Raw genomic sequence first — 23,275 nt, 5'->3', positions numbered from 1 at the left:
GAATTCGACGCGCGCAGCACCATGATCCCATGAACGACCAGCCCGTCGCCGCCCCGGTACCGCAGCGTTACACGCACGGCGCCATGTTCTTCCACTGGACCATCGCGGCGCTGATCGTCCTCAACTTCGCGCTGGCGTGGCTGTCCGAAGGCCAGCCCAAGGCGACGCGAATGGAGATGATGGGGATCCATTTCGCGGTCGGCTACACCGTGCTCATCCTGTCGCTGCTCCGGTTGATCTGGCGCCTCACGCACCGGCCTCCGCCGTTCGAGCCCGACGTGAAGCCGTGGGAAAGCACGCTGGCCCATGTCACTCACTGGGCGCTCTACGCGATGATGTTCGCCCTGCCGATCCTGGGGCTGCTGGCCTATTCGGCCGGCGGCGGCGGAATGCCGGTGTCGTGGTTTGGCATCGTCAACCTGCCGGCATTCCCGTTTGCCGTGCCCGATCATGCGCGGGGCGAGAATTTCGGCGCCATTCACGGCACCCTGGCATTCGTGCTGCTAGGCCTGCTGGCGCTGCACGTCGCCGGCGCGCTCAAGCACCATTTCATCGATCGCGACGGAGAGCTGTGGCGGATGATCCCGCACTGACAGGCAAACGGGCCCCGCATCGCTGCGGGGCCCGCACCGGCCGGGCCACTCATCCCGGCACGAAGCTTACCAGAAGAAGTTGTAGATCGTGTCCACGACTTCGCCCGAATAGATATCGACGAGCACCGCGTCGTCGTAATAGCGTACCCAGCGGTAGGGCCCGTAGACCTCCGGCAGTCGATACTGCCACGGATCGTTGATCCAGTAGCGCTGACCGAAGAACAGGTTCTCCAGCAACGAACCGATCGACAGGCGCCGGTACGAATAGTTGCGGTACGGCGCGTAGTACGGCGCCATCCGGTACGTGTCGCGGTGGGCCGAGCGATAGCTATTGTAATCGTAGCGCCGGTCCTGCCGCCAGTCGCGGCTCCACTGGCGGCCCGCGTCGTCGCGGCGCCAGTCGTGACTGTTGCCCCAGGTCTGCGAACCGCGCGGATCGCGCTGCGGATCGCGGTACGAGGGGTTGCGGCCGCCCCAGCTTCCTGACTGCTGCGCGGCCTGGGCGTCGCGCCGCGGATCGCGGTAGGACGGATTGCGGCCGCCCCACTGGCCGGACTGGCTGTCGCGCCGTTGGCGCCAGCCGTCCTGCGAACCGCGCTGCGGCACCGCCGGCGCGCCCGCCTCGGCGGCCTGGGCCGGGCGCTCGACCCGCCCGCCGCTGCCCCACTGGCGTCCGTAGGAGCCACCGTCGCCGCGACGTTCCGAACGCTGGGCGTCGGGCGCGCGCTGGCGCCAGCCGCTGTCGGGCGCCTGCTGGGCCTGCTGGCGGACCTGCACCTGCTGCTGGATCTGCGCCGGCTGGCGCTCGCCCTGCGGCTGCCGGTCGCCCCGGCCACCGTCGGCGCGTTCGCCCCAGCCGCCGCGGTGGCCGCGGTCGGCATCCTGGGCCTGGGCGGTCGCGGCGGTGCCGAGCGCCGCAATCGCGGCCCCGATCAGCAAGCCGCGGCGCCAGGACTTTTTCGTGAAATCGGCCATAGCCGTCGTCTCCAAGTGGGTCCCCGAACAATTCGCGGTCGCCATCGAAAACAAGGCTATGCGCCGATCACTGTCGCGAAGGTGAACGCTGGCGGCGTCAGGCGGCCAGCGCGCGGGCCGCCGCCTCGGGTACCTGGCGGTGCGCCTGGGCGAGCGAGGAGGCGCGCTGTTCAGGCCCGATCGCGATGCCTTCGGCGATGACGAAGCGCGGGTTCTTGATCCCGATGAAGCCCAGCGCCGCGGCCATGTAGCTTTCGGCGTGCTCGATCGATCGCATCGGCGATTCCTCGCCGTAGAAGCCGCCGCGCGCCAGCGCCACGATCACCGTCTTGTCGCCGGCCAGCCCTTCGGGACCGTTCTCGGTATAGCGGAAGGTCTCGCCCGCGACGAGGATGCGGTCGAACCAGGCCTTGAGCTGGCTCGGGATCGAGAAATTGTAGAACCCCGCGCCGATCACGATGGTATCGGCGGCCTTGAATTCCTCCAGCACGGCGCGCGATTCGTCGCTGCCGAAGCCTGCCAGGGTCAGGTGGTCGAGCGGCTGGGCAACCAGGTCGCGCGTGACGACACGCGCACCCGGATCGGCGGCGAGCAGCTCCTTGACGATTGCGGCCGACAGCTCGCGGCTGACCGAGTTTTCGCCGGTGATGCTGGAATCGATGTGGAGGATGGTCATGAAATGGCTCCTGGTCAGTAATCTTGACCAAGGCCAGATAAGGGACCATCTATTGCGGGCAAGAACGCATTTTTCTGGGACCAGGTACCATCCGTATGACCACCCTTCCGGCCACTAATCCGCACTCCGACCCAAGCTGCCGCGCGGTCAGCGAACTGCTCGGCCGCGTGGGTGACAAGTGGACCGTCCTCGTCGTCAAGCAGCTCGAAGAAGGCCCCCGCCGCTTCAACGCGATGAAGCGCGACATCGGCGGCATCAGCCAGCAGATGCTGACCCGCACGCTAAAGGCCTTGGAGCGCGACGGGATGGTCTCGCGGACCGTCCACCCGACCGTGCCGCCGCAGGTCGAATACGCGCTGACGGACCTGGGACGATCGCTGGCGGTGCCGGTGATGGCGCTGGCGGCCTGGAGCTTTGAGCACTTGCCGCAGATTCATGCGAACCGAGCGGCTTATGACGGGGAGCTGTCGAAGGCCGCCTGAAGGTCTTCATTGAGTGGAAAGCAGACAATGATGTCAGCTAAAGTATGCTACCGCGCCACCAATGATTATAGCCAGTAAGAAGAGCCCAACAAACAACCAGATGAGTCCCGCGGCGACCGTCATCCAAAAATCGCGGGGTTCCTCCGCCCGGCTGTAGACCCGCGATGACATTCGGCTGAGTGAGTGCGCCTTCCCTTGTGCGATGTTGCGAACGGACTGCACGCCGACCATAGTGCATGCGAGCCCTGCCGCTAGCAAAGCCAGCAAGCCTAAAGTGTTCAATAGGGCTGCCATTTCGTCTCCTTACCCGTTGGCTTGGAACAAGCGCCGATGCCGCAATGGGGTCGTTTGTGGACCGTCCGCTAACGATCAATGCTCACCGCGTGAGCTTCTTGTAGCTGACCCGCGTCGGCCGATCCGCCGCATCGCCCAGGCGGCGGCGTTTGTCTTCCTCGTAAGCTTCGAAGTTACCCTCGAACCATTCGACGTGGCTATCGCCCTCGAAGGCCAGGATGTGCGTGGCCAGGCGATCGAGGAAGAAGCGGTCGTGGCTGATGACCACGGCGCAGCCGGCGAAGTTCTCGATCGCTTCTTCGAGCGCGCCGAGCGTTTCGACGTCGAGATCGTTGGTCGGTTCGTCGAGCAGCAGGACGTTGCCGCCCTCCTTCAGCATCTTGGCCATGTGGACGCGGTTGCGTTCGCCGCCCGATAACTTGCCGACGTTCTTCTGCTGGTCCTGGCCCTTGAAGTTGAACGCGCCGACATAGGCGCGCGTGCTCATCTCCTGCTTGTTGACGGTCATGTAGTCATGCCCGCCGCTGATCTCCTGCCACACGTTGTTGGCGGGGTTGAGGTCGTCGCGGCTCTGGTCGACGAAGCCGAGGTGGACGGTGCTGCCGATCTCGACGCTGCCCGTGTCGGGGGTTTCCTTGCCGGTGAGGATGCGGAACAGCGTCGATTTGCCCGCGCCGTTGGGCCCGATGATGCCGACGATGCCGCCCGGCGGCAGCATGAACGAGAGGTCCTCGAACAGCAGCTTGTCGCCATAGGCCTTCGAGATGCCGTTGACCTCGATCACCTTGCCACCAAGCCGCTCGGGCACCTGGATGACGATCTGCGCCTTGCCGATGGCGCGGTTGTCCTGGCTGTTCTGCAGCTCCTCGAACTTGCGGATACGCGCCTTGGACTTGGTCTGGCGCGCCGCCGGGGTCTGGCGGATCCATTCCAGCTCGCGGCTGAGAGCCTTCTGCTTGCCGCTTTCCTCGCGCTCTTCCTGCTCGAGGCGCTTGGCCTTCTTTTCCAGGTACGTCGAATAGTTGCCCTCGTAGGGGAAGTATTTCCCGCGATCGAGCTCGAGGATCCAGCCCACGACGTTGTCGAGGAAGTAGCGATCGTGGGTGATCATCAGGACCGCGCCGGCGTAGTCCTTGAGGTGGTTCTCGAGCCACTGGACGCTTTCGGCGTCGAGGTGGTTGGTCGGCTCGTCGAGCAGCAGGATCGACGGCTTCTGGATCAGCAGGCGGGTGAGGGCGATGCGGCGCTTCTCGCCGCCCGACAGGTTGTCCACGCTCCAGTCGCCCGGCGGGCAGCGCAGGGCCTCCATCGCGACTTCCAGCTGGTTGTCGAGAGTCCAGCCGTCGACCGCGTCGATCTTGTCCTGCAGCTCGCTCATCTCGGCGCCGAGCTTGTCGAAATCCGCGTCTTCCTCGGCCATTTCCATGCCGATGGCGTTGAACCGGTCGACCATGTCTGCGATGTCGCGGGCGCCGTCCTTGACGTTCTCCAGCACCGTCTTTGTGGTATCGAGCTCAGGCTCCTGCGGCAGGTAGCCGACGGTGATGTTCTCACCCGGCCAGGCTTCGCCGGTGTAGTCGGTGTCGATCCCGCCCATGATCTTCATCAGCGTGGACTTGCCCGCGCCGTTGGGGCCGACGATGCCGATCTTGGCGCCCTGGTAGAACTGGAGGTTGATGTTGCTGAGCACCGGCTTCTGGGCACCGGGGAAAGTCTTCGTCATGTCCTTCATGACGTAGGCGTATTGCGCGGCCATTGGATGAGCGTCCTTGGGAAAGCGGGATGGCTTGATCTGGCGCGCCATTTAGGGGCGCGGGCGCGGCGGGGCAAGCGGCGGGGAAGGTGGGTGCGCATTCCGGCCATCCGGGGCGTTGCACGCGCGCGGCCGCCTGCTATCGCTGCGGGCATGAAAGCGCTGATCACCGGGCCGATGCTGGCCGCCGCCGTCGTTCTTGCCATTCCCGCCGCCGCCTCGCCCCCGCAGGGCAGCGGCACCGCGTGGGACATCGTCGCCGACCTGACGACCGAGGTCGGCCCGCGCCTCGACGGGTCGGAGCGCGAAGCCGCGGCGCGCGCCTGGGCCGCCGCGCGGCTGAAGGCGCTGGGGTTCCAGAACGTGCGAGAGGAGCCATTCACGATCCGCGGCTTCGTGCGCGGTGAGGATCGCGCCCGCCTGCTGGCGCCGGCCGTCCAGCCGCTGGCGATCACCGCGCTTGGCTACTCACCGGCGACCCCGGCCAAGGGGATTGAGGGCGAGGTGGCCTATTTCCCGACGCTCGACGCGCTCAAGGCCGCTCCGGCCGGATCGCTGGCGGGGCGCATCGCCTTCGTCGACCACGCCATGCGCGCCAACCAGGACGGCTCGGGCTATGGTCCGTTCGGCAACGTCCGCCGCCAGGGACCGGGCATCGCCGCGACCAAAGGCGCGATCGCCATCATCATCCGCTCGGCCGGGACCGACAACCACCGCAACCCCCACACCGGCGTCTCGAGCTTTCCCGACGGGGTCAAGCCGATCCCCGCCGGCGCAGTCTCCAATCCCGATGCCGACCTGATCGCGCGCACCGCCGCCGCGGGCAGGTCGATGCGCGTGGCGCTGACGCTGACCAGCCATCCACAGGACGGCATGCCGTCGGGCAACGTCGTCGGCGATCTGGTCGGCAGCAACCCCGCGCTGGCGCCGATCATTGTCGCCTGCCACCTTGATTCGTGGGACCTCGGCACCGGCGCGATCGACGACGGCGCCGGCTGCGCCATCGTCACCGCGGCCGCGCTGAAGGCGCACGCCGCCGGGACCCAGCGCACGATCCGCGTGCTGTGGGCCGGTAGTGAAGAACTCGGCGGGTGGGGCGGCATCGCTTACGCCAAGGCCCACGCAAACGAGCCCCATGCTCTGGCGATGGAAAGCGATTTCGGTGCCGACCGCGTCTGGCGCGTCAAGCTGAACCTGGCCGACGAGGCACTGGCAGCGCGGATCGCCGCGGCGCTTAACCCGCTTGGGATCGTGCGCGGCGATGCCAAGGCCAACGGCGGTGAGGACGTCGGGGCGATTATCGAAGCGCAGAAGCTGGCAGTGATCGATCTCAACCAGGACGGTACGCGCTATTTCGATTATCACCACACGCCTGACGATACGCTCGACAAGGTCGACCCGGTGCAGCTTCAGCAGAACGTCGACGCCTGGGCGATCGTGCTCGGCATCGTCGGCAACGCGGAGAGCGATCTGAAGCCGGTCGGCTAGGCAACGAGTCCTTCAACCGGGCGACCGGCGCTGCCCGGGAAGAGCGTCGACTGCGTTCGCGCCGGGTCGATGCCGAAATGCCCGGCCACCGCGCCGGCCAGCAGGGCATCCAGCGACGTCGTCGGCTTGAGGTCGCGGCCTTCGTAAAGTGCGGCTGGTGCCAGCGTCGGCCAGTCGGAAACGATGCGCCCGCCTTGGACCGCGCCGCCAAGCAGCATCGCCAGCGACGCGGTGCCGTGGTCAGTGCCGCCGGTACCGTTGATTGCGGCAGTGCGTCCGAACTCGGTGGCGACGATCACCAATGTATCGCGCCAAGCCGGCCCAAGTCCGTCCTTGAGCGCGCCGACCAGCGCGTCGAGCCCGGTAAGCTGCGCACGCAGGCGGCCTTGCTGGCCGGCATGGGTATCCCACCCGGTCGTCTCCACCGTGGCGATCCGCGCACCATCGGCGCCCGCCATCAGCGAGGCCAGCAGCTTGCCCGTGGCGGCGGCACCGCGGCCATTGTCGGCGGCAAGATCGCCGGCCATCGCGCGGGTCTGCATAGCCTCGGTCCACAGCGGGTGGAGCAGCGCGTCGTCCTGGTACAATGCGGTAACCCGGCGCAGCAGGTCTTCGTTCGATTGCGGCAGCGCGCTGGGCGCGTAGCTGGCGACCTGGACCGGTCCGCGCAGCGCCGCCGGCACCGTGCTGGCGAAGGCGAGCGCGCGTGCCTCGGCCGCAGGAAGCAGCGTCAGCAGCCGGTTCAGCCAGCCCGACTTGAGGTCGTAAGGCAGCGTTCCGCCGGTTTCGAGGACGTTCTGGCCATCAAAGTGCGAACGGTCGCGGTACGGCGAGGCGACCGCGTGCGCGAACAGCGCCTGCTTGTCGCCATAGAGCCTGCCCAGACCGGCGAGGGCGGGGTGAAGCGTGAAAGTGCCGTCGAGCTTCGCCCCGTCCGCGTAATCGCCCGCCCACGCGCCGCGCAGCGCCGAAAAGCCGGGATCGCCGACGGGGGCGAGCGTCGCCAGCCCGTCGGCCGCGCCGCGCTGAATCACAAAGACCAGCCGCCGCTCGGTCGCTGCGGCGGCAAGCGCGATCGAGGGCGCAAAGGCAAGCGCGCCCAGCGCGGCGCCGCCCAGAACCAGCGATCTGCGGTCGAGTGCGATGGTCACGGTGTCATCTCCGCATCATTTCGGGCGAGGCGAGCAGCAGGGCCAGTCCCTGCGCGGGGCTTTCGGCGCGCGAAACCGCTTCGCGCGTGGCGGTGCCGACCGAGCCTGGAAACAGCGTCTGCGCCAGCGAGCGCGCGTCCACCGGGGCGGTAAGCCGCGCCGCCAGCCGTTCGGACAGTTCGACCCGGCGCAACAGCGCGTCGGGACCGGCCCAGCTCGGAGCGATATCGTCCCACCCCGCGGGCGACCCGGGGCGCCACACCGGCTGGCCAAGCTGCGTGAACAGCGCTGTGGCCGCCTGCGGCACGATGTCTTGTGAGGCGGTCGCGCGCAGCGCCGCGATGCCCCACTCCCAGGGCGTGCGAAACTTTCCGCTCTCCACCGACCACGCCTCAGGAGCGTCGACCAGCGCGCGGTAAACCGTCGGCAAGTCGCCGTTCGAGCCGAGGAACGCCTGCTCGAGCCTGCCGACCAGGGCCGGCGGCGGATCGTCGGCAACGAAATGGCGGGCCAGCTTGGTGGCGATATGCCGCGCCGTCGATGGGTGGGCGGCCAGCATCGCCAGCACGGCCTGGCCCTGTGCCTCGCCGCTTTGGCCGAACGTCTTGCCCACGATCGTTCGGACGCCCGGCTCGTGCAGCGCCGGCACGAACGCGAAGGAGCCGGCATTGCGGCCGGCGCCGGGCAGGCGGCCAAGCCCCGCGACCGTCCAGCCGGTCAACGCGCGGGCAAATTCGGTCACGTCCGCCTGCGAATAGCCGGTGCGCACGCCCAGCGTGTGCAGCTCCATGATTTCGCGCGCGAGGTTCTCGTTCAGACCGCGCTTGCGCCCGTTGGCGGCGGCGCGCAGCCCCAGCGGGCTGCCGGGGCCGACCGACTGCGCCTGGTCGAGATAGAGCAGCATCGCCGGATGACGCTCGACCGCGCCAAGGAGGTCGGCGAACCGGCCCATCACGTGCGGCCGGATCGCTTCGAATTCGAATGCGCCGGCCAGCCCGACCGTGGTCATTTTGTCGACCGAGACTGCAAAGTGGTTGGCCCAGAAATGCACCAGCCGCTCGGCAAACGGGGTTGGCGTGGCCAGCGCGCTTTCGGTCCGGGCGCCGACCGCGCCGACGTAGGCATCGCGCAGGCCGGTGTATTGCCCGCCCGCTGGTGCCGCCGCCTGCCCGCTCTGCTTGGCCGCGCGGACGAGCGCGCGGGCCTGGCGGATTTCGTCGAGCATGGCGACGAGCGCGGGCGACTTCGCCTGCGCGGCAATCGGCGCCGGGACGGGGTCGAAGGCGGTCAGTTGGTCCTTCAGCCAGCGGCGCGGATCGGCGGGCGGGCTGTCCCCGATCCGGGCGCCAAGGCCGAAGCGGTTAAGGGCGATGCTGGTTTCGCTCATGCCGGCAAGCTGCGCCGCCGCGCCTTCGCTGTCACGTCGCGAAATGTATTGGAGTGTCGCGCGCCCGCGTGTGCGGCAGCGGCATGGCGGAAAACTGGTCGGGGAGACAGGATTCGAACCTGCGACCCTCTGCTCCCAAAGCAGATGCGCTACCGGGCTGCGCTACTCCCCGACCGTGTTACCGCGGGCGGTGGGCCCGGCAGGATTCGAACCCGCGACCTAGCCGTTATGAGCGGCCAGCTCTAACCGCTGAGCTACAGGCCCGTCCCCCGCGATGCCGGCCAATGGCCGGACGGAAGCCCGGTTAGACGCGCTGCCGGCGGCTGGCAAGCCGGCGAAGGTGGCGTCCGCTTCCTGGCCAAGATCGTCAGCGTCCGGCGCGGACCCGCCGGGCAGCGTAAGCTGCAGCCGCTTGTAGCTGCGCTCGAACGTCCCACCGGCGCTGCGCACTTCCGCGGAAGCGAGCCTCAGGGCGAAGCCGACGCCGAAAATCCCCGCCGATATCGTCTGCGGGATCGCGCCAGCCACCGCATGGAACAAGGCCTTGTCGTCGAGCACGGCAAGTGCGTGGGGCAAGTCCGCGACCAGGCGGACGCCGTCGGCGTCGCGATCGAGTTTGAGTGCCATGTTCTCACCTTCGGCGGCGGTTCCCAAAAGCGTGGCGAGAACGCGCCAGGCGATACGTTCGGCTTCCGCTTCTGCCAACGTGATGGGGGGGAGCGCCGGAGCCGCTGCCACGTCGAAGCGCGCGCCGGTACGTCCTTCGAGCTGCGCGGCGGTGGCGGATACAACGGCCGCGAAGTCGCAACCGCCGCCCGGGAGGTCAAGCGTGCCACTGTCGAGGCGCACGAGCCGGTCCAGCTCTTCGAACGCGGCCAGCATCCGCGCCGCGTCCACGGCGATCGCGGCAGCCAGCGCGCGATATTCGTGCGGCGTGGGCCCGAATAGCTGTTGCTGGATGATCTCTGCAAAACCCTGGATCGCGTTCACCGGCGTGCGCAATTCGTGAAGCAGCTGGCGCATCCGGTCCGACGGCCCGTCGGCCACGTCCGCCACTACGGGTAGCGGGCTTTTGCCGGGGCGCCGCATCCGGCCGCGGTAACCGGTGAAACGACCGCCCAGCGGATCGAACCGGGGCACGGCGTCGATCTGCCAGGCGCCGCTTATCGCCGGGGCGCCGGCCAGGGCGATCTGCACGGCGCGCAGCGGCCGGCGTTGCCGCATCGCGGCTTGGACCGCGGCATCCTCCATCTCGCTGCCCACCAGCATTGGCGCCACCCCGGGATCGGCCCAGACCACGCGGCCATCGCCATCGGTGGCGAAATCGAAAGCACGCACCGGGATGCGAACGGGGATGCCGCGCTCGTCGTCGAGCGGCAGGCGCGGAGCGTCACCGCCCACCGCACCGCCTTCGCGCGCCTTGCGGTAAGCCTCGATCCGGCGGACGATCGCACCGATACCTTCTGGCGCCGGAGAAGGGCCGGACGCGGGGTCCTGCGTTTCGTTTGCCGGCGGCAAGGCCGTCGACTCCGCGCCGCGGCCCGAGAGGGCGAAAAGGTCCCGCGGCAAGCGCCCCGCAAGCTCGGCCCAGGCCGGCTCGGCAAGGTGCGCGCGGGCAAACGCGGGCACGGCCAGAACGGGCGCTTCCGCCGCCAGGGCCTGTACCATCCGCGGTGAGCGAAGCGCCTGGCCCGGTTCGCCCAGGATCGCTGCCCTTTCGGCAACCGGGATCCGTTTCGACAGTTCAGCGAAGCGCGCGAAGGCATCGTCGATCAGTTCGCCCTGGTCGTCATTGTCGCGGCCTCCGAGAAGGTCGAGCAACTGCCGCCACTGCGCGCGCGCGGCGGTATCGCCCCCGATGCGGAAACGCAGGACCGTCAGCAGGCGGTCATCGTAATAGGGCGTCGGTTCGCTCATTCACCCGTACAGACGTGGTCGATTGTGCGCCTTAGCAGGCTGCATCTTGCCGAACAGTCACCAGCACTAAACGTTGCAAAGCGGGACAATTGCGGTTGCAAACAATAAAATTAGCGCCTCCCGCGGCAACCTGTTGCGATTGTTGCGGCGATGAGGCAGGAACAGCGCCGGGTAACGCGTAAAGCGGCAAGCACGGGTGTCTTGTAACAATGGCGAATCTCGACCAGATCGACCGGCGTCTGCTGGCTGAACTCCAGGCCGAGGGGCGCGTTACGAACGTCGAACTCGCCAACCGCGTCGGACTGACCGCGCCGCCGTGCCTGCGCCGCGTCCGCGCTCTGGAGGAAGCCGGCGTGATTCGCGGCTACCACGCCGATCTCGACGCCTCTAAGTTGGGTTTTGCCATTACGGTTTTCGCGATGGTCAGCCTGAAAAGCCAGGCCGAAGAAGCGCTGCGCCAGTTCGAGGACGCCATGCGAGACCTCCCCGAAGTGCGCGAGTGCCACATGCTGAATGGCGAGATCGACTTCATCCTCAAGATCGTCAGCAAGGACCTGCAAAGCTTCCAGGAATTCCTGACCAGCAAGCTGACGCCGGCGCCCAATGTGGCAAGCGTCAAGACCAGCCTGACGATCCGGACGGCAAAGCAGATGCCGGGCGTGCCGTTGGAGTAGGTAGTTCGACGTCCGATCTTGGGTCGTTAGCTTCCGTTCGCCGCCCGCTTTGCCAGCCACTCTTCCAGCCACTTGATCGTATAGTTGCCGTCGATGAAGTCGGGCTCGTGCATCAGCGCCTGGTGCAGCGGGATGCTGGTCTTGACCCCGCCGACAACCATTTCCTCCAGCGCGCGCTTGAGGCGCATGATGCAGCCTTCGCGGCTACGGCCCGAAACGATCAGCTTGGCGATCATGGAGTCGTAATAGGGCGGAATCTTGTAGCCGGCGTAGAGCCCGCTATCGACCCGCACGTGCATGCCACCGGCGGCGTGATAGCTCGTGACCACCCCCGGTGAGGGCGCAAAGGTCCACGGGTCTTCGGCGTTGATGCGGCATTCGATCGCGTGGCCGCGGAACTCGATCTCGTCCTGCGTGACCGACAGCGGCTTGCCGTCGGCGATGCGGATCTGCTCGCGCACGAGGTCGAGCCCGGTGATCGCCTCGGTCACCGGGTGTTCGACTTGGAGGCGGGTGTTCATCTCGATGAAGTAGAACTCGCCGTTTTCCCACAGGAATTCGATCGTGCCGGCGCCGCGATAGCCCATGTCGGCCATCGCCTTCGAAACGATGCCGCCCATCCGCTCGCGCTCGGCTGCGGTGATGACGGGGGAGGGGGCCTCCTCCAGCACCTTCTGGTGGCGGCGCTGGAGCGAGCAGTCGCGCTCTCCCAGGTGAATCGCGTTGCCCTTGCCGTCACCGAAAATCTGGAATTCGATGTGGCGCGGGTTGCCGAGATACTTCTCGATATAGACGGTGGCGTCGCCGAAGGCGGCCTTGGCCTCGCTGCCGGCCTGAGCGATCAGGGTTTCAAGCTCGTCGGGGCCGGTGCAGACCTTCATGCCGCGCCCGCCGCCGCCTGAGGCCGCCTTGATGATCACCGGGTAGCCGGCCGCCTCGGCAATCGCGCGCGCTTCGGCGATGTCGCTGACCGCGCCGTCCGAACCGGGCACCAGCGGCAGGCCCAGCGCGCCGGCGGTACGCTTGGCCTCGATCTTGTCGCCCATCGTGCGGATGTGTTCGGGCTTGGGGCCGACCCAGACCAACCCGTGCGCCTCGACGATTTCGGCGAACTGGGCGTTCTCGGAAAGGAAGCCGTAGCCGGGGTGGATCGCGTCGGCCTGGGTGATCTCGGCGGCGGAAATGATCGCCGCGACGTTGAGATAGCTGTCACGCGCCGGCGGCGGACCGATGCAGACGGCATGGTCGGCCAGGCGGACGTGCATGGCGTCGGCATCGGCGGTGGAATGCACCGCGACCGTCTCGATCCCCATCTCGTGCGCGGCACGGTGGATGCGCAGCGCGATCTCGCCGCGGTTGGCGATCAGCAGCCGGGAAATCGCCATGGATCAGGCAATCACGATCAGCGGCTGATCGAACTCGACCGGCTGCGCGTTGTCGACCAGGATCTCTTTGACCGTGCCGGCGCTGGGAGCGGTGATCGGGTTCATGACCTTCATCGCCTCGACGATCAGCACCGTCTCTCCCGCCTTGACGGTGGAACCGACGGTCACGAACGGCGCGCCGCCCGGCTCGGCTGACAGATAAGCGGTGCCGACCATCGGCGAGCGCACTGCGTTGGTGGGCGCAATCGGGGCTGCGGGCTCGGCGCCGGCTGCCGGCGCCGGAACGCCGGCGGCAGCAGGTGCCGGCGCGGGCATGGCCGAATAGGTCATCGGCGCGCCCTGGCGGGCGACCTTGATCTTGCGGTCCCCGTCCTCGACCTCGATTTCGGTCAGACCCGTCTCGTCGAGCAGCTCTGCCAGCGCGCGCACCAGCTTGCTGTCGATGTTCATGCCGCCCGAAGCCATTCCGGCCCCGCGGCTCTTTTCGTCGGCCATGCGAACCTCGCGTAATATCGTTGCGCCGCCTATGGGGCGGCCCGCGAGGCGAGGCAAGGGGGCGCGACGAGCCGGGGCGGGCCTTTTGCCCGGTCGGCTGGGTCTGCGGCGCTCAGGCGTTGTTGGCGGAGGCGTCCTGCTGGTCGTCCTGCTGTGGCCGGTCGTCCGGCGCCTGGTCTTGCGGAGCGGGATCCGCCGGCGATTCGGCGGCGCTATTGTCGTCCGCTTCGACGACCGCGGAGGACTGGGCGTTGCTGGCGGCCTTTTCCGCCCGGTCGGCGGCATGTTCGGCGCGCTGCGCTGCCGCTTCAGCGCGTGCAAGCTTTTCGGCGGTATCGACATCGCGGCCGCCGCACGCCGCCAGCGGCAGCAGCACGGCGACGGCCAGGGCCAGCCGGGTGGCCATGACGGCGGAAACGGTGGGGGGCAGGGTTCGGTCCATGCCCCCGCACCTAGCGCCTAATGGTTACCACAAGCCTTCCAGCCTATTCGACGCCCTTGTTCTTTCCCCATTGGCGCGCGACCGTATAGCCCAGGTAACCGGTGCCGAAGAGCGCGTAGAGCGGTTCGGGAAGGCCGTTGAGATAAGCCGCGATGCCGAAGGCGATCGACTTGGCGGCTTCGGGACGGATCGCGGAAATCAGGCCCATCGGCAGCGACCACAAGATCATCACGTACATCACGTAGAGGAACGAGGGGCGGGCCCGGCTCGTCCAGGGGTCGTTGCTCGACGCTTCGGCGACGATGCCCGAAAGCTGGACTTTCAGCGTTTCGAGTTCCTGCGTTCCTTGCAGGTCAAGTAGCTGCAACTTGGCCTTGTCGCGCGCGGCCTTGTCGGGGATGACCTTGTCGATGATCGAGGACAGCGGGCCGATGATCGCGTCGAAGATGGGCATGGCGGAAGCTCCGGGGAAAAGGGAGCGCGCCAGGTAAACACTTGCGGCGATGTAGGAAAATGGATTCTGCAGCGACGGAACGCGCCGTCGCGGGGATCGCAGGCACACAGCCTTCCGCAGGCGTTGGCGCTTTTTGCGAAATTGGTCGGGACGAGAGGATTCGAACCTCCGACCCCCACACCCCCAGTGTGATGCGCTACCAGGCTGCGCTACGTCCCGACCGGAGCGCGGCCCTATAGGTTCGGTGCCGCGCCTTGGCAAGCGCCGCGCTGCAGGCCGCCCGGCGGGCGCGTTGCCATGCCTGGGCTGAACTGCTAGTCGCGCGCCGTCCGGCGGCGGACCGCCCCGTTCGCGGGATCGGTCGACCCGCCGCAGTCCATTCTTGCGAAAGCGAACGATCGTCTCATGACCGTTACTCTTGATCTGCTGGCCGCCGCCGCGACGGCCGCCCCTGCCGAACCGCCCATCTGGGTCACGATCCTGCCCTGGTTTGCGCTGTTCGGCGTGTTCTGGTTCCTGGTCCTGCGCCCGCAGATGAAGCGGCAGAAGGAACAGCAGACCAAGATCGCCGGCATCAAGAAGGGCGACCAGGTCCTGACCGCAGGCGGCCTCGTCGCCAAGGTGACGAAGGTCGAGGACGTCTATGCCGAGCTTGAACTGGCGCCCAGCGTGCGCGTGCGCGCGCTCAAGTCGACCCTTGCCGATGTCGTGCCGCCCGCCGGCGCGGCCAACGACTGAGCGCGGGCGTTAATCGATGCTCGACTTTCCTCGCTGGAAGCGGATCTGGCTCTGGGCCGTCACGCTTGTTTTCGCGGCCGCGGCGCTGCCGTCGATCTTCTCGCTGACGCCGCTGCGCTGGCCGGCGGCGCTGCCGCACCCGATGATCAACCTGGGCCTCGACCTGGCCGGTGGCAGCCACATCCTGCTCGAGGCTGACGCCTCGCAGGTACGCCGCCAGCGGCTCGACGGCATGGAGGAGGACATCCGCCAGCGCCTGCGCCAGAACCAGCCTGACCTGCGCATCGGCGATATTTCGACCGCCGACGGGCGCGTCAGTTTCATCGTTGCCGATCCTTCGCGCGTCGACCAGGCTCGCGAAGCGATCATGCCGCTCACCACCGGCGCGGGCATGACGGGCGCGCGGAACTGGGATTTCCAGATCCTCGACGGCAACCGCATCGTCCTGACCCCGACCGAAGAAGGGATCACCCAGTCGGTCGACCAGGCGATGGACACCGCTACCGAGGTCGTGCGCAAGCGTATCGACGCGCTCGGCACGCGCGAACCGACCATCATCCGCCAGGGCGCCCAGCGCATCGTCGTGCAGGTGCCTGGGCTCAAGGATCCGCAAGCGCTCAAGGACCTGCTCGGCAAGACCGCCAAGCTCGAGTTCAAGATGGTCGACCTGACCGCGGCGCCGTCCGACGTCGCGCAGGGCATTGCACCTCCCGGCAGCGAGATCGTTCCTTATGCCGACCCTGCCAAGTACGGTGCCGGCGGCCTGGCCGTGAAGCGACTGGGCGGGATCAAGGGCGACCAGCTGACCAACGCGACCCAAAGCTTCGACCAGCGCACGAACGAACCGGTTGTCTCGATCCAGTTCGACCAGGCCGGCGGTGCCAAGTTCGCCAAGCTGACCAGCGAGAACGTCAACAAGCCTTTCGCCATCATCCTCGACGGCAAGGTGCTTTCGGCGCCCAACATCAACGAGCCGATCCTGGGCGGCAGCGCCCAGATCAATGGCGGTTTTACCGTCGCCTCCGCGAACCAGCTGGCGATTTCGCTGCGTTCGGGTGCGCTGCCGGTTGACCTTAAGGTCGTCGAAGAACGTTCGGTCGGCCCCGATCTCGGCGCCGATTCGATCAAGAAGGGCATGATCGCGATGGTCGTCGGCACCGCCGCGCTCGTCGCTTTCATCGTCGCGATGTATGGGCTGCTGGGCGTGTTCGCCTGCGTCGCGCTGGTCTTCAACGTGATGATGATCCTGGGCGTGATGGCGATCGCCAACACGACGCTGACGCTTCCGGGCATCGCCGGCTTCGTGCTGACCATCGGCGCCGCCGTGGATGCCAACGTTCTCATCAACGAGCGTATCCGCGAGGAGCGCCACCGCGGGCGGCGCGTCGTCCAGGCGGTCGAGGTCGGCTACAAGGAGGCCAGCCGCGCCATCTTCGATGCCAACATCACGAACGTCATCGCGGCGCTGCTGATGTTCCTGTTCGGGACCGGCCCGATCAAGGGCTTTGCGGTCGTGCTAGGGATCGGCATCATCACCTCGGTGTTCACCGCCGTGACCCTGACCCGGATGTGGGTCGCCGACTGGCTGCGCAAGAAGCGGCCCACCGAAATCCTGGCCTGAAGGGCGCGGACCGATGAAACTTCTCAAGCTCGTTCCCGACAACACTAACATCCGCTTCCTGCGCTGGCGGGTGCCGTTCTACGTAGTCAGCCTGCTGCTGATGGCGGCCAGCATCGCGCTGATCGCCACCAAGGGCCTCAATATGGGCGTCGACTTCCGCGGCGGCCAGATGATCCGGGTGACATTCACGCAGTCGTCGGTCGCCCCCATCGCGGCGCTGCGCACGGAGGTCGAGCGGCTAGGCTACGGCGAGCCGATCGTCCAGCAGTTCGGCAAGGCGAACGAGATCTCCATCCGGATGAAGCTGCCCGAGGGTTCGGGTCATGACGCCGGCGCCGCCGACGCGATGGCCAAGCGGATTACCGCCGACATCAAGGCCAACCATGCCGACGCGCGTATCGACGGCGTCGATTCGGTCTCGGGCAAGGTTTCGAAGGAGCTTGGCTGGACCGCGTTCCAGGCGCTCGGTTTCGCCAGCCTGGCGGTAGCGGCGTACATCTGGTTCCGCTTCGAATGGCAATTCGGCGTCGGAGCGCTGTTCAGCCTCGTCCACGACGTGACGCTGACATTGGGCCTGTTCGCGCTGACCCAGCTCGAATTCGATCTGAATATCGTCGCCGCGCTGCTGACGCTGATCGGCTATTCGCTCAACGACACGATCGTGGTTTACGACCGGATTCGCGAAAACCTGAAGAAATACCGGCGCATGCCGCTGCCCGAACTGCTCGATCTCTCGGTCAACGAGACCTTGCACCGCACGATCGCGACGTCGCTGTCGATGCTGATCACACTGACCGCGCTGGTCCTGCTGGGCCCGCCGGTGATCTTCGGCTTCACGCTGGCGATCCTGTTCGGCATTTTCGTCGGCACGTACAGCTCGATCTACATGGCGGCGCCGATCCTGATCTGGCTCAAGGTCACCGCGACCAGCTTCGTGCCGACCGAAACCGCGATCGAACGGCAGGACCGGCTGGCCCGCGAACGCGGCTAGGCGGCCGTTCGGTCAAAGGCGGCGGACGAGCATCTCGGCCGCCGCCAACCATGCCGGGTTATCGATCACCACTTGTCGCTGGCCAGCGCCCGGCGGCAATAGCGCGACGCGGTTTTCGTGGCGGTCGATCAGGCGCCCGAACGCAAAGCGTCCGCCGCTGCGCGGTGCCAGGACATCGCGGTTGAGGAGCCGGGCAAAATCCTCGGCGCCGTGCTGGCGCAGCCAGACCTGGTCGCCCGCGCGGTAATCGCCGGCGCCAACCTCCACCGCCATCGCCACCAGCGTTCCCGACCCGCCCAGCGTCGTCGGCAGCAGCGCATCGCGCGGCGCGGGCAGTGCCTCTGCACCGTTGTCGGCGAACCGCGCGATCAGTTCGGGCACCGGCGCATCCTGGCCCCGCACGAGGAGCTCGGGGACGACGTCCAGCGCGGCCGCGATGCGGTTCATCCACGTCAGCGACAAGTTGCGCATCCCCGTTTCCAGCCGCCCGATCGTCTGCGCTGTGGTGGGGGGAGTGCAGCGCGCGCCGACATCGGCCAACGTGAATCCCTTTTCGCGGCGAATGTCGCGGATGCGGTTGATCACGGTGCCGAGCCTTTCGTTAACCGATCTGGTGAGTTTGTCCTTTCCTACAACCACCGCGCTTTGGCAAGCGCGCCCCGCTGCAAGGAGAAACCCGATGCCCCGTCACCTGGTGGAACGCGAACTCACGCCTGCGGGCCCGGCGCGGAGACCCGCCGCCCCGGGCCGGCGCTCGGTCACCGTGAACCTGGGCGAATCGCCGCTCACCTGGCTTCACGCGCGCGGGCACCTGGATGATCGCCAGCTTGCGGCGGGCGAACTGCTGCGCCGCGATTACGAGGCCGCGCAGGTCGCAGCTGGCATCACCATGCGCTGGGACGTGGTGCGTAGTCCCGGCTCCGGCGGCGGTCGCGGCCTCAACCCCGGCGAGCGGCAGGTCGCCGCGCGCCGCCGGTTCGACGCGGCGCTTGGGTCCGCTGGACCGGGGCTGTCCGATATTATCTGGCGCGTCGTCTGCGCCGGCGAAAGCGTGCCGGCGGCAGAGCGCGCGCTCGCCTGGCCGACGCGCAGCGGCAAGCTGGTCCTTCGCATCGCGCTTGATCGTCTGGCCGGATATTACCGCGTGCCCTGACGTCGCCGGTCGATTGCGGTGTGCGCTTGGTCGAAGGGTCTGGCTCCGCGCCGCGCGATGCGGCAGCATCGGCGCGTATTGAAGATCAAGGGGTTCGCAATCATGCTTCGACGGGATTTTATCGCCGGCACCGGCGCCGCTTCGCTTGCACTGGCAGCGCCGCTGCGCGCGGCGACTGCGCCAGCGTCCAGCCTGCGCGCTACGCTCGACGCGATCGCCGCCGACGATATCGCTCACGATCCCGAGGACGCGACCGGAACCGGTCTGGACAAGGGCAAGCTCGCGGGTCTGCGCTACCGCCTGCAGTCGCGCACGCTGGCGGAGCGCAACGCGAACCTGGCCCGCAACCAGCACTGGCTGGCGGTGCTGAGCCGGTTCGATGCCAACCGCCTGACGGCGCAGGAACGCCGCGAGTTGACCCTGGCGAAGTACCTGGTCGAACAGCGGGTCATCGCTCCGCGCGATTTCGCCCTCGATTCGGTGCAGCGGCCTTATCGCCTGTTCCAGCAGGGCGGGGCGTACTTTTCGGTTCCCGATTTTCTCAATTCGCAGCACCCGATCGAGAACAAGGCCGATGCCGAGGCCTACTTGTCCCGGCTCGACGGTTTCGCCACCGTGCTCGACCAGGACACCGCGGTTCAGCGCGCGATGGCGGCGCGTGGGATTGTCGCGCCCGCCTGGTCGCTCGACCTGACGCTTGGGCAAATGGCGAAGCTGCGCGACGCGCCGGTCGGCCAGAGCGGCCTTGTCCGTTCATTGGCGGACCGCGCCGCGGCCAAGGGCATTCCCGGCAACTGGGCAGCGCGCGCCAGCGCGATCGTTACGCGCCGCGTCCTGCCGGCGCTCGACCGGCAGATGGCGCTGGTCCGCGCCCTGCGCCGCACGACGCCCGCCGGCGACGGAGCCTGGCGCCTGCCGCGCGGGGAAGGGATCTACGCCGCGGCCCTGCGCCAGGCGACCACCACCGACATGACGCCCGAACAGGTCCACCAGACCGGGCTCGACCAGGTCGCCGACATAACGGCGCGGCTCGATTCGATTCTGCGCGAAGCCGGGCTCACCAGCGGTTCGGTCGGTGATCGGCTGACCCAGCTCAACCATCGCAGCGATCAGCTTTACCCCGATACGGCCGCCGGCCGGCGCGACATGATCACGTCGCTCAACGCCGGCATCCGGGCGATGTACGATCGCTTGCCGCAAGCCTTTGCCAGCGTGCCCCGCCTGCCGCTGGAAATCCGCGCCGTGCCGACCGACATCCAGGACGGTGCCTCGAACGGGTACTACAATCCGGCGCCGCTCGATGGGTCGCGGCCGGCGATCTACTGGATCAACCTCAAGGATGTCGGCGATTGGCCGAAGTACACGCTGCCGTCGCTGACCTATCACGAGGGCGTTCCGGGCCACCACTTGCAGTTCAGCTATTCTAGCGCGGGTGGCGACCTGCCTTTGCTGCTCAAGAACGCGTTCATCTCGTCCTACGGCGAGGGCTGGGCGCTCTATGCCGAGCAACTGGCCGACGAGCTTGGCGCCTATTCGGGGATCGAGCGGGCCGGCTATTTGCAGTCGTTCCTGTTCCGAGCCGCCCGCCTGGTGGTCGATACAGGCATCCATCATTACAAGTGGAGCCGCGAGAAGGCGACCGACTACATGGTTGCGACCACCGGCTTCGCACGTCCGCGCAGCCAGCGTGAAGTCGAGCGGTACTGCACGCAGATCGGCCAGGCTTGCTCGTACAAGATCGGCCACACCGCCTGGGTCGCCCAGCGCGCCAAGGCCGAAAAGGCGCTGGGGGCGAAGTTCAGCCTGCCGTGGTTCCACGACATCCTGCGCGAAGGGGTGATGCCGCTGTCGCAGTTGGACAAACGCGTCGACGAACGCATCGCCGAGCGGATGCGGGTGGCCTAGCCCTCGACTTCCTCGGCAAGCGCCAGCCAGCGCTCCTCGGCCGCGTCCTTTTCCGCGCGCGCGGTTTCCAGTGCGGCTGTCAGCGCCGCGAACCGGGCCGGATCGCGCCCGTAGAGGTCGGGATCGGCCAGGGCGGCTTCGTCGCGGGCGATTGCGGCGTCGATCGCGGCGATGCGCGCGGGCAACAGCTCGTAGTCGCGCTGGTCCTTGTAGGTCAGCTTGGCCTTCCTGGCGGGCGGCGGCGGCGTTGACGGCGCTTCGGCCGCCGGCCTTGCGGCGCGGACCGGGGCCACGCGGCCCTGGCGCTGCTTTTCCCAGTCGGCATACCCGCCGGCAACGACGTCGACCTTGCCCGAGCCGTCGAGCCCGAGCGTGATCGTTACCGTGCGGTCGAGGAAGTCACGGTCGTGGCTGACGATCAGGACGGTTCCGTCGTAATCGGCGATGACTTCCTGAAGCAGGTCGAGCGTCTCGAGGTCGAGGTCGTTGGTTGGCTCATCCAGGACCAGCAGGTTCGACAGCCGCGCGAATTCCCGGGCCAGCAGCAGGCGCGACTGCTCCCCGCCGGACAGCGTGCCGACGCGGGCTTCGACCAGGCCGGGGTCGAACAGGAAGTCTTTCAGGTAGCCCTGGATATGCTTGCGAACCCCGCGCACGTCGATCCAGTCGCCGCCCTCGGCCAGCACGTCGCGGACTCGCTTGTCGGCGCTCAGCAGGCTGCGTTGCTGGTCGATCATCACGCCGTTGAGCGTCTTTGCCAGGGTTACCGAGCCGCTGTCCGGCGCCAGCTCGCCGGTCAGCAGCTTGAGCAGCGTGGTCTTGCCGGAACCATTGGCGCCGACCACGCCGATGCGGTCGCCGCGCTGGATGCGGAGCGAGAAGTCCTTGATGATCGGGCGCCCGGCAAACGCCTTGTTGACGTGGTCGGCCACGATTACCGACTTGGTCTTGCTGTCGTCCGAGCCGACCTTGAGCTTGGCGGTGCCCTGCGGGCTCAGCATCGCGGCGCGCTGGGCGCGCATCTCCCACAGCTTTTCGAGGCGGCCCTGGTTACGCTTGCGCCGCGCGGTAACGCCGCGCTCCAGCCAGTGCGCCTCGATCTTGAGCTTGGCGTCGAGCTTGTCGGCAGCGCGCGCTTCCTCGGCATAGACCTGTTCCATCCAGGCCTCGTATCCGCCGAACCCGATGTCCTTGCGCCGCAGCGCGCCGCGGTCGAGCCACAGCGTCGCCTTGGTCAGCCGGTCGAGAAAGGTGCGGTCGTGGCTGATGGCGATGAACGCGCCCTGGTAGCGGCCCAGCCAGCCTTCCAGCCAGTCGATCGCGGCGAGGTCGAGGTGGTTGGTCGGCTCGTCCAGCAGCAGCAGGTCGGGCTCGCTCGCCAGCGCGCGAGCGATCGCGGCGCGGCGCCGCTCACCGCCGCTGGCGCTGTCCGCAGTCCGCGACAAGTCGATGCCAAGTTGGTCTGCAATCGATTCAACCTCGTGCCGGGGGGGCGCATCCGGACCCGACAGCGCGAAATCCATCAGGGTGTCGTAGCCGGTGAAGAACGGGTCCTGTTCAAGGCTGACGATGCGCGTGCCGGGCTGGACCGATCGCTTGCCCTTGTCGGCCTCGATCGCGCCGGTGACCATCTTGAGCAGGGTGGTCTTGCCGGCACCGTTGCGGCCGATCAGCGCCAGCTTGTCACGCGGGCCGACATGGAGGTCGAGACCCTGGAAGAGCCACCCCGAACCATGATGGAGCGAGACATCTTCGAGGCTGAGAACGGGTGCGGCGGCCATCGCCGCGCCCTAGGCCGCGCGCACCCGCGTTGACAAGCACGAGGGCGCGCGAGATGGGACGGCGATGCGCACGGTCTATCTCAACGGCGCCTTCGTTCCCGAGGACGAGGCGCGGATATCGGTCTTCGATCGCGGTTTCACGTTCGGACAGGGGGTCTACGAGGTTTCGCCGGTGGTGGCGGGCAAGGCGCGCAACTGGACCCACCACGGGGAACGGCTGGCCCGATCGAAGGCGACCGCGCGGATCGCCGACGATACCGACTGGCCCGCGGTCATCGCCGAACTGATCGCCCGCAACGGCCTCGAGGAGGGCCGCGTGTACCTCCAGGTCACGGGCGGCGCGCCGGCCGACCGCGATTTCCTCTCGCCCGCCGGCGGCGTGGCCCCGACCACCATCGCCTATACCCAGGCGGCTTCGATCCTGGACGACCCGCGCGCTGAAAGGGGCCTCAGGGTGATCCTTTATCCCGAGGGCCGCTGGGCGCTGCGCGGCACCAAGACGACGCAGCTGCTTTACGCCGTGCTGGCCAAGGAAGCCGCGCGCGAGGCCGGGGTCGACGATGCCTGGTTCGTCGACGGCGACGCGGTCACCGAGGCGACCAGCGCCAACGCCCACATCATCGATTCGCGCGGCGTGCTCGTCTCGCACCCGGTCGATCACGGCGTGCTTCCGGGCGTGACGCGGCTGTGCCTGCTGGCGATCGCGCGCACGATGAACCTTGCCGTCGAGGAACGCCCCTTCAGCGTTGCCGAGGCGGGCGAGGCGCGCGAGGCATTGATCAGCGGCGCCGGTTCGCTGGTCCTGCCGGTGGTCGAGATCGACGGCAAGCCGGTCGGCAATGGTGCGCCCGGCCCGGTCACGGCCGAGCTGCGCCGCCGCTACATCGACCAGCTTTGCGCCAGCTGAACGCGGTGCGGCG

General features: G+C 67.7%; 23 protein-coding genes and 3 tRNA genes. 11 read left to right on the top strand and 15 right to left on the bottom strand.

The genetic code is table 11. The annotated features are described in order from the left end of the window. The first annotated feature begins 29 nt into the window (after window positions 1-29). Window positions 30-593, top strand: coding sequence for a cytochrome b (locus ACOYW6_RS04540; RefSeq protein WP_423142621.1), 564 nt, complete (start codon window positions 30-32; stop codon window positions 591-593). 66 nt (window positions 594-659) lie between these two features. Here ACOYW6_RS04540 and ACOYW6_RS04535 read toward each other — a convergent pair whose 3' ends face one another. Together ACOYW6_RS04535 and ACOYW6_RS04530 are read right to left on the bottom strand one after the other, a co-directional pair. Further along, window positions 660-1,583, bottom strand: a complete 924-nt coding sequence (locus ACOYW6_RS04535) for an RcnB family protein (RefSeq protein WP_423142620.1) — start codon at window positions 1,581-1,583, stop codon at window positions 660-662. An 82-nt stretch (window positions 1,584-1,665) separates the two neighbouring features. Beyond that, entirely contained in the window at window positions 1,666-2,244 is a 579-nt protein-coding gene (locus ACOYW6_RS04530) for an FMN-dependent NADH-azoreductase (protein ID WP_423142619.1), read from the bottom strand. Window positions 2,245-2,339: 95 nt separating this feature from the next. Here ACOYW6_RS04530 and ACOYW6_RS04525 point away from each other — a divergent pair, with 95 nt between their 5' ends. Then, window positions 2,340-2,726, top strand: coding sequence for a winged helix-turn-helix transcriptional regulator (locus tag ACOYW6_RS04525; protein ID WP_423142618.1), 387 nt, complete (start codon window positions 2,340-2,342; stop codon window positions 2,724-2,726). 376 nt (window positions 2,727-3,102) lie between these two features. Here ACOYW6_RS04525 and ettA read toward each other — a convergent pair whose 3' ends face one another. Then, entirely contained in the window at window positions 3,103-4,776 is a 1,674-nt protein-coding gene (ettA, locus tag ACOYW6_RS04520; protein ID WP_423142617.1) for an energy-dependent translational throttle protein EttA, read from the bottom strand. A gap of 150 nt (window positions 4,777-4,926) precedes the next feature. Here ettA and ACOYW6_RS04515 point away from each other — a divergent pair, with 150 nt between their 5' ends. Beyond that, window positions 4,927-6,261 (top strand): M28 family peptidase, encoded by a 1,335-nt coding sequence (locus ACOYW6_RS04515; protein WP_423142616.1) that lies wholly within the window; start codon window positions 4,927-4,929, stop codon window positions 6,259-6,261. Here ACOYW6_RS04515 and ACOYW6_RS04510 read toward each other — a convergent pair. The 5 genes from ACOYW6_RS04510 to ACOYW6_RS04490 form a co-directional block, all read right to left on the bottom strand. After that, a complete protein-coding gene (locus tag ACOYW6_RS04510) occupies window positions 6,258-7,406 on the bottom strand; it encodes a DUF1501 domain-containing protein (protein ID WP_423143063.1) in 1,149 nt (382 codons plus the stop codon). The two genes, ACOYW6_RS04515 and ACOYW6_RS04510, sit on opposite strands and share 4 nt — an antisense overlap. A gap of 10 nt (window positions 7,407-7,416) precedes the next feature. Then, window positions 7,417-8,799: a DUF1800 domain-containing protein gene (locus ACOYW6_RS04505; protein ID WP_423142615.1), complete on the bottom strand. Its 1,383-nt coding sequence runs from the start codon at window positions 8,797-8,799 to the stop codon at window positions 7,417-7,419. 95 nt (window positions 8,800-8,894) lie between these two features. Further along, window positions 8,895-8,971, bottom strand: a tRNA-Pro gene (locus ACOYW6_RS04500). A gap of 19 nt (window positions 8,972-8,990) precedes the next feature. Further along, window positions 8,991-9,063: transfer RNA gene (locus ACOYW6_RS04495), tRNA-Ile, on the bottom strand. Further along, window positions 9,019-9,822, bottom strand: a complete 804-nt coding sequence (locus tag ACOYW6_RS04490; protein ID WP_423143062.1) for a histidine kinase dimerization/phospho-acceptor domain-containing protein — start codon at window positions 9,820-9,822, stop codon at window positions 9,019-9,021. Before ACOYW6_RS04490 ends, ACOYW6_RS04495 begins: the two co-directional genes overlap by 45 nt. Before the next feature lie 207 nt (window positions 9,823-10,029). Between ACOYW6_RS04490 and ACOYW6_RS04485 the strand changes: the two genes are divergently transcribed. Next, window positions 10,030-10,476, top strand: a complete 447-nt coding sequence (locus tag ACOYW6_RS04485; RefSeq protein WP_423142614.1) for a hypothetical protein — start codon at window positions 10,030-10,032, stop codon at window positions 10,474-10,476. A gap of 449 nt (window positions 10,477-10,925) precedes the next feature. Continuing rightward, window positions 10,926-11,390 (top strand): Lrp/AsnC family transcriptional regulator, encoded by a 465-nt coding sequence (locus ACOYW6_RS04480; protein ID WP_423142613.1) that lies wholly within the window; start codon window positions 10,926-10,928, stop codon window positions 11,388-11,390. A 26-nt stretch (window positions 11,391-11,416) separates the two neighbouring features. Here ACOYW6_RS04480 and accC read toward each other — a convergent pair whose 3' ends face one another. The 5 genes from accC to ACOYW6_RS04455 all read right to left on the bottom strand — a co-directional run bounded on the left by accC (window position 11,417) and on the right by ACOYW6_RS04455 (window position 14,385). Next, the gene (accC, locus tag ACOYW6_RS04475; protein WP_423142612.1) at window positions 11,417-12,775 is read right to left on the bottom strand and encodes an acetyl-CoA carboxylase biotin carboxylase subunit; all 1,359 of its coding nucleotides are present in this window, start codon (window positions 12,773-12,775) and stop codon (window positions 11,417-11,419) included. Between the two features lie 3 nt (window positions 12,776-12,778). Then, window positions 12,779-13,270: an acetyl-CoA carboxylase biotin carboxyl carrier protein gene (accB, locus tag ACOYW6_RS04470; protein WP_423142611.1), complete on the bottom strand. Its 492-nt coding sequence runs from the start codon at window positions 13,268-13,270 to the stop codon at window positions 12,779-12,781. Between the two features lie 112 nt (window positions 13,271-13,382). Beyond that, window positions 13,383-13,712: a hypothetical protein gene (locus ACOYW6_RS04465; RefSeq protein WP_423142610.1), complete on the bottom strand. Its 330-nt coding sequence runs from the start codon at window positions 13,710-13,712 to the stop codon at window positions 13,383-13,385. Window positions 13,713-13,755: 43 nt separating this feature from the next. After that, window positions 13,756-14,166, bottom strand: a complete 411-nt coding sequence (locus ACOYW6_RS04460) for a holin family protein (RefSeq protein ID WP_423142609.1) — start codon at window positions 14,164-14,166, stop codon at window positions 13,756-13,758. Window positions 14,167-14,308: 142 nt separating this feature from the next. Continuing rightward, window positions 14,309-14,385 (bottom strand) — tRNA-Pro (locus ACOYW6_RS04455). A 186-nt stretch (window positions 14,386-14,571) separates the two neighbouring features. Here ACOYW6_RS04455 and yajC point away from each other — a divergent pair. Genes yajC through secF form a run of 3 tightly spaced genes read left to right on the top strand, consistent with a single transcriptional unit; the run spans window position 14,572 to window position 17,516 of the window. Then, window positions 14,572-14,904: a preprotein translocase subunit YajC gene (gene yajC, locus ACOYW6_RS04450; RefSeq protein WP_423142608.1), complete on the top strand. Its 333-nt coding sequence runs from the start codon at window positions 14,572-14,574 to the stop codon at window positions 14,902-14,904. Between the two features lie 16 nt (window positions 14,905-14,920). Beyond that, window positions 14,921-16,525: a protein translocase subunit SecD gene (gene secD, locus ACOYW6_RS04445; RefSeq protein WP_423142607.1), complete on the top strand. Its 1,605-nt coding sequence runs from the start codon at window positions 14,921-14,923 to the stop codon at window positions 16,523-16,525. Window positions 16,526-16,538: 13 nt separating this feature from the next. Beyond that, window positions 16,539-17,516, top strand: coding sequence for a protein translocase subunit SecF (gene secF, locus ACOYW6_RS04440; RefSeq protein ID WP_423142606.1), 978 nt, complete (start codon window positions 16,539-16,541; stop codon window positions 17,514-17,516). A gap of 12 nt (window positions 17,517-17,528) precedes the next feature. Here the strand turns inward: secF and ACOYW6_RS04435 are convergent, their stop codons facing one another. Further along, the gene (locus tag ACOYW6_RS04435) at window positions 17,529-18,101 is read right to left on the bottom strand and encodes a helix-turn-helix domain-containing protein (protein ID WP_423142605.1); all 573 of its coding nucleotides are present in this window, start codon (window positions 18,099-18,101) and stop codon (window positions 17,529-17,531) included. Between the two features lie 94 nt (window positions 18,102-18,195). On the opposite strand from ACOYW6_RS04435, the gene ACOYW6_RS04430 reads away from it, so the two are divergent. Continuing rightward, window positions 18,196-18,669, top strand: a complete 474-nt coding sequence (locus ACOYW6_RS04430) for a DUF6456 domain-containing protein (protein ID WP_423142604.1) — start codon at window positions 18,196-18,198, stop codon at window positions 18,667-18,669. A 102-nt stretch (window positions 18,670-18,771) separates the two neighbouring features. Then, window positions 18,772-20,574, top strand: a complete 1,803-nt coding sequence (locus tag ACOYW6_RS04425; RefSeq protein ID WP_423142603.1) for a DUF885 domain-containing protein — start codon at window positions 18,772-18,774, stop codon at window positions 20,572-20,574. Here the strand turns inward: ACOYW6_RS04425 and ACOYW6_RS04420 are convergent. Next, on the bottom strand, window positions 20,571-22,355 hold the full coding sequence (locus tag ACOYW6_RS04420; protein ID WP_423142602.1) for an ABC-F family ATP-binding cassette domain-containing protein: 1,785 nt from the start codon (window positions 22,353-22,355) through the stop codon (window positions 20,571-20,573). The genes ACOYW6_RS04425 and ACOYW6_RS04420 overlap by 4 nt on opposite strands. A 64-nt stretch (window positions 22,356-22,419) precedes the next feature. Here ACOYW6_RS04420 and ACOYW6_RS04415 point away from each other — a divergent pair, with 64 nt between their 5' ends. Beyond that, window positions 22,420-23,262: an aminotransferase class IV gene (locus ACOYW6_RS04415; protein WP_423142601.1), complete on the top strand. Its 843-nt coding sequence runs from the start codon at window positions 22,420-22,422 to the stop codon at window positions 23,260-23,262. Window positions 23,263-23,275 lie beyond the last annotated feature (13 nt).

The organism is Parablastomonas sp. CN1-191, from assembly GCF_049354825.1.
Lineage (GTDB): Bacteria > Pseudomonadota > Alphaproteobacteria > Sphingomonadales > Sphingomonadaceae > Novosphingobium.
This window is presented reverse-complemented; position numbering and strand designations above follow the sequence as displayed.